Genomic DNA, 5,098 nt, shown 5'->3' with positions numbered 1-5,098 from the left:
CTTAAAAACTGTGCATTTTGGGTCTGATAAATTAGAAAATCTGGGGATAACAGATAGCTAAAACTATTCCCTATTCCCTATTCCCTATTCCCTGCCTCAACGAAGGGACTTTTTCAGCAAACCCTAAATAAACAAGTATGTGCTGATTTCCTGGAAATGTCGATAATTATCCACACGGAATACAATAAATAAACAGCCATTGCTTAACACCATGACAGTTATAGAACGCCATCCCTTATACACATTACCCCCTGTGAGATGGGAAAAACTGCCAGCGGATTTCCCCCTACCAGACGAACCAGTGGAAAGTAATCTCCAACCCCTCCTGGCTGCGGCTTTGCGAGAATCTTTAGAACTGGCTGGATTAATCTTAGAATCCATGCTCATTGCTTCCAATTTTGGGCTATGCGCCACAGTGGGCGACAAAACCATCGTCAAAGCCCCCGACTGGGTTTATATACCTGTAGCTCATCCCCTGCCAGAGGGAGAAGTTCGCCGGAGTTATACTCCCCACGCCGAAGGAGAACCTCCCGCCATTGTGATGGAATTTATCTCTGCTACTGAGGGGGGAGAATATTCTATTAATCCCCATTATCCCTATGGTAAATGGTATTTTTATGAACAAATTTTAAAAGTCCCTGTATATGTGATCTTTCATCCTCAAACCGGAACCTTAGATGTTTATCATTTAACAGACGGTAAATACCAGCAACAATCCCCAGATGAACAGGGAAGATTTTACCTGGCAACTTTAAACCTGTTTTTGGGTGTATGGAGAGGTAAAAAAGCAGAAATGGTAACCTTTTGGTTGCGCTGGTGGGATGAATCCGGTAATTTGCTTCTTTGGGGTTCTGAATTATTAGAACAAAAACGCCAAAGGGCTGAACAAGAACGCCAAAGGGCTGAACAAGAACGTCAAAGGGCTGAACAAGCCGAAGAGAAAGCCGCTAAATTAGCCGCCAGACTGCAAGAAATGGGGATTAATCCCGAAGAAATTTAAGGCGCGGAAATCCTCGTTTTCCTATTAGACCTGCCCGAAAATTACATAAGCATAACCTGAAACCCATTCGTAGGGACAATTCATGAATTGTCCCTACATCTTTTTCGGAGAAGTCTATTACGAATATGCGATTAGATAACTATAGTCTGGGTAACTATACCCCCGGTGCACCCTATTGGAAACAACTGTGCTGGTACTTCCTGGGATCACCTCTAGTTCAAAGTTCTTGGTTACCCATTTCATCGGTCAAAGTGCAGATACTCCGCATTTTTGGAGCTACTATTGGTCAAGGTGTGCGCCTAAAACCAAAAGTGCGGGTAAAATTTCCTTGGCGCTTAACTGTCGGTGATTATGTCTGGATTGGTGAAAATGCTTGGATAGATAACCTAGCTCATGTGACCATAGAAAGTCATGCTTGCATATCTCAAGATGTCTATCTTTGCACAGGTAATCATGACTGGAATCACCCTGATTTTGAATTAAAAATTGCCCCAATTTATATTGAGGAAGGTAGTTGGATTGCTGCTAAGTCAATAATTGGACCTGGGGTGACTGTCGGTAAAGGTGCTGTATTAACTCTGGGTGGAGTAGCTGTTAAATCATTAGCATCAATGACAATTTATGCAGGAAATCCTGCACAAGCCATTAAGCCCAGAAAGTTATAAGAAAATCGAGTGAGTCAAAACCACGCTCGGCAAAGTATCTGAGCGTGGTGGTCAGTGAGCTTGCGTTTATTTTTTCCTTCATTGGGATGCTCCCAATTTATTTCCAAATGGGGTAGAGTTTCTTATCCTGATATATATATGGATATGGCTTTTTAAAGTGGCATGACCAGTCAGAAAACTCAATCAAAACCTGTGAAAATCGCTGTAGTTGGCGATGTTCACGACCTATGGGAAGTAGAAGATGGTATCGCACTCAAGCATCTGGGTGTTGACTTAGTGCTGTTTGTGGGAGATTTTGGTAATGAGTCAGTGGATGTGGTTAGAGCGATCGCTTCCTTGGATATTCCCAAAGCAGCAGTGATGGGCAACCACGACGCATGGTACACTGCCACTGAATGGGGACGGAAAAAATGTCCTTATGACCGCACTAAGGAAGACCGGGTACAGGAACAATTAGATTTATTAGGATCTGCCCAAGTCGGTTATGGTAAATTGGATTTTCCAGATTGGAATTTAACAGTAGTGGGTAGTCGTCCTTTTACCTGGGGTGGATCAGAGTGGAGATTTGCTGATATCTGTAAACAACGGTATGGTGTCAGCAGTATGGAAGAGTCAGCAGATAAAATCGTGCAAGCGGTGAAAAGTGCAGCTTGTGAGAATATTATTTTTTTGGGTCATAATGGACCGACGGGGTTAGGCGATCGCCCTGAAGACCCCTGTGGTAAAGATTGGCATCCTATTGGTGGTGACTTTGGTGATCCTGACTTAGCAGCAGCGATTTCTCAAAGTATCAATATGAACAAAATGGTTTCTCTGGTGGCTTTTGGTCATATGCACCGAAATCTGCGCCACACTAAGAAGGTGTTAAGAAAAGCTATATTTAGAAGTCCAGAGGGAACTATTTATTTAAATGCGGCGAATGTACCCAGAATTATCTCAGAAAATGGGCGAAAACGGCGGAATTTTTCCCTGGTTGAGTTAGAGGGGGGTGTGGTAACAAAAGCTTCCCTGGTTTGGGTAGATGATGACTTCCAGGTGGTATCGGCAGAAATTTTTTATAATTCTTCTACTTTAGTAGTGCCAACGGCGTAATTATAGGCTATACTGTTATTTGTCGGTTTTTGTGTTTAACAAGTTGACAGATAATTTGGAGAGGTGGCAGAGTGGTCGATTGCGCCTGACTTGAAATCAGGTGAAGTGAAAGCTTCCGGGAGTTCGAATCTCCCCCTCTCCGTTGAAGGATTTTTATCTCACGCAGAGACGCTGAGGCGCAGAGAAGAGCGCAAAATGTCCTACCAAATGGTAAAGATCTTGTAGATGTAAAGGCTGGTAAACCAGTACCAACAAATCAGGAATGTTAATTTTAGAGTAAAGCGAGAAATTTTTGATAGTATTTTTGAGGCGTGAAAAATGATTGCTCTCAACACCCAAACTATATTAATAACCGGTGCAAGTAGCGGAATAGGTGCTGCTTGTGCTAAAGTCTTTGGGCGTGAAAATGCAAAATTGATTTTAGCAGCGCGACGCTTAGAAAAGTTGGAAGAAAAAGCACGGGAACTTAATAAATTATATGGTGTAGAAACTCATTTACTTCAGTTGGATGTATGCGATCGCTCATCCGTTGAATCTGCTATTACTAATTTACCACCCGAATGGTCAGAAATTGACATTTTAATCAACAACGCTGGTTTAAGTCGCGGTTTAGATAAATTATATGAAGGCGACTGCCAAGACTGGGAGGAAATGATAGATACTAATATCAAAGGTTTACTCTACCTTACCCGTTACATAGTCCCCGGAATGGTACAACGGAATAAAGGTCATGTAATTAATATCGGTTCTATTGCGGGACATCAAACTTATCCCGGTGGTAACGTTTATTGTGGCACAAAAGCAGCAGTTAAAGCTATTTCGGAAGGATTAAAATTAGATTTGTTGGGTACTCCTGTACGGGTGACTTCCGTTGATCCAGGAATGGTAGAAACAGAATTTAGTCAAGTGCGGTTTCACGGAGATACGGAACGAGCAAAAAAAGTATATCAAGGAATGCAACCTTTGACTGCTGATGATATCGCTGATGTAGTATTTTTCTGTGCTACCCGACCGGCTCACGTTAATATTAATGAAGTGATATTAATGCCAGTTGATCAAGCTAGTGCAACTTTAGTAAATCGGATTTAGGTATAATGGAATAGGTAGAATTTTCTTACCCATTACCAATTACCCATTACCAATTACCCATTACCAATTACCCATTACCAATTACCCATTACCAATTACCCATTACCAATTGTGCTAAGTTCACCATTACCAACTATCAACGCTCTCAAACAACCTACCAGTGATGCTTGGATAGAACAAGCGATCGCTAATTTAGATATTATTTTACTCGATCATTCTCACTGTGAACGCAAAGCCGCAGGTGTAGCGTTAAATTTTATGTTTCGTTATCCTTCAAATACTAAACTGGTGAGAGAATTAACCGCGATCGCCAAAGAAGAACTAGAACATTTTGAACTCGTCAACCAATGGTTAGAACGTCGAAATATTCCCCTTGCACCCCTTTCACCACCTCCCTATGGTGCAGGTTTAAAAGCACAAGTCAGAAAAAAAGAACCAGAACAATTTTTAGATAGTTTATTAGTTACTGGTTTAATAGAAGCACGCAGTCATGAACGTTTAGGACTTTTAGCAGCAAACTGTCCAGAACCAGAATTAGCTAAATTTTATCGTGGTTTAATGGCATCAGAAGCGCGACATTTTGGCACATATTGGGTTTTAGCAGATACCTATTTTGACAGACAAATGGTGATGCAAAGACTTGATGAATTAGCAGTTGTGGAAAGTGAAATATTAGCAACCTTGCACCCAGAACCGCGAATTCATAGTTAAAACATGATCCAATTAAAACATCATCAAATTTTAGCTCTTCTCATCTCCTAATTTTAGCTAGATTCTACCATAAGACATACCTTTATCTACCAATAGATAGTTTTATAACCTATCAAATTTGGTAACATTAAAACAGTGAGCTTGCCAAGATACAACACAAAAAAATACAAATTCAGTGCGGTTTTGTAATGTGGGCTAATTTTCGCGTGAAAGACGTACAAAATTAAACGAAAAATTTAACTAACATTTAAATATTTTTTTTAGGAATAACCCTTGGTTTTTAAGAAAGAGAGGAAAGCTATTTTCAGGTAAATAAACCACATTTTGATTTAGGTTTCGCGTCAACAATGTAGGGGCGTTCGCGAAGCGTGCTGGAAGCATCAGCATTAGGATGATAGTTTTAGGTAAAAACCGATAATTAGGGTTTGCTGAATAAACCTAAAACCTTGATATATCAAAGGTTAGAGGCTGATAAACACAGAAATTAGTGCAAGGGTTTTGAAGGGTATACCGGAAAAAGTGTGCATTTTTTGGGATTTCA

The 5,098-nt window shown here is 40.7% G+C and carries 5 protein-coding genes and 1 tRNA gene; all 6 read left to right on the top strand.

The window, feature by feature from the left end; translation table 11 throughout:
- Positions 1–211: 211 nt before the first annotated feature.
- The 6 genes from FFR48_RS25210 to FFR48_RS25185 all read left to right on the top strand — a co-directional run bounded on the left by FFR48_RS25210 (position 212) and on the right by FFR48_RS25185 (position 4,557).
- Positions 212–1,000 (top strand): Uma2 family endonuclease, encoded by a 789-nt coding sequence (locus FFR48_RS25210; RefSeq protein WP_137669259.1) that lies wholly within the window; start codon positions 212–214, stop codon positions 998–1,000.
- Positions 1,001–1,125: 125 nt separating this feature from the next.
- Positions 1,126–1,665 carry a WcaF family extracellular polysaccharide biosynthesis acetyltransferase gene (locus FFR48_RS25205; protein WP_137669258.1) on the top strand — a complete coding sequence of 180 codons (540 nt, stop codon included), beginning with the start codon at positions 1,126–1,128 and terminating at the stop codon, positions 1,663–1,665.
- A 162-nt stretch (positions 1,666–1,827) separates the two neighbouring features.
- Positions 1,828–2,757, top strand: a complete 930-nt coding sequence (locus FFR48_RS25200; RefSeq protein WP_137669257.1) for a TIGR04168 family protein — start codon at positions 1,828–1,830, stop codon at positions 2,755–2,757.
- A gap of 57 nt (positions 2,758–2,814) precedes the next feature.
- Positions 2,815–2,899: transfer RNA gene (locus FFR48_RS25195), tRNA-Ser, on the top strand.
- Between the two features lie 176 nt (positions 2,900–3,075).
- Positions 3,076–3,846, top strand: coding sequence for an SDR family oxidoreductase (locus FFR48_RS25190; protein WP_137669256.1), 771 nt, complete (start codon positions 3,076–3,078; stop codon positions 3,844–3,846).
- A gap of 111 nt (positions 3,847–3,957) precedes the next feature.
- Positions 3,958–4,557 (top strand): MiaE family protein, encoded by a 600-nt coding sequence (locus tag FFR48_RS25185; RefSeq protein ID WP_096571455.1) that lies wholly within the window; start codon positions 3,958–3,960, stop codon positions 4,555–4,557.
- The last annotated feature ends 541 nt before the right edge of the window (positions 4,558–5,098 follow it).

This window comes from Sphaerospermopsis reniformis, from assembly GCF_005402885.1.
GTDB lineage: Bacteria > Cyanobacteriota > Cyanobacteriia > Cyanobacteriales > Nostocaceae > Sphaerospermopsis > Sphaerospermopsis kisseleviana.
This window is presented reverse-complemented; position numbering and strand designations above follow the sequence as displayed.

Coding starts and splice junctions, on each gene's coding strand:
- FFR48_RS25210 (WP_137669259.1), top strand. CDS start 212: ATGACAGTTATAGAACGCCATCCCTTATACACATTACCCCCTGTGAGA.
- FFR48_RS25205 (WP_137669258.1), top strand. CDS start 1,126: ATGCGATTAGATAACTATAGTCTGGGTAACTATACCCCCGGTGCACCC.
- FFR48_RS25200 (WP_137669257.1), top strand. CDS start 1,828: ATGACCAGTCAGAAAACTCAATCAAAACCTGTGAAAATCGCTGTAGTT.
- FFR48_RS25190 (WP_137669256.1), top strand. CDS start 3,076: ATGATTGCTCTCAACACCCAAACTATATTAATAACCGGTGCAAGTAGC.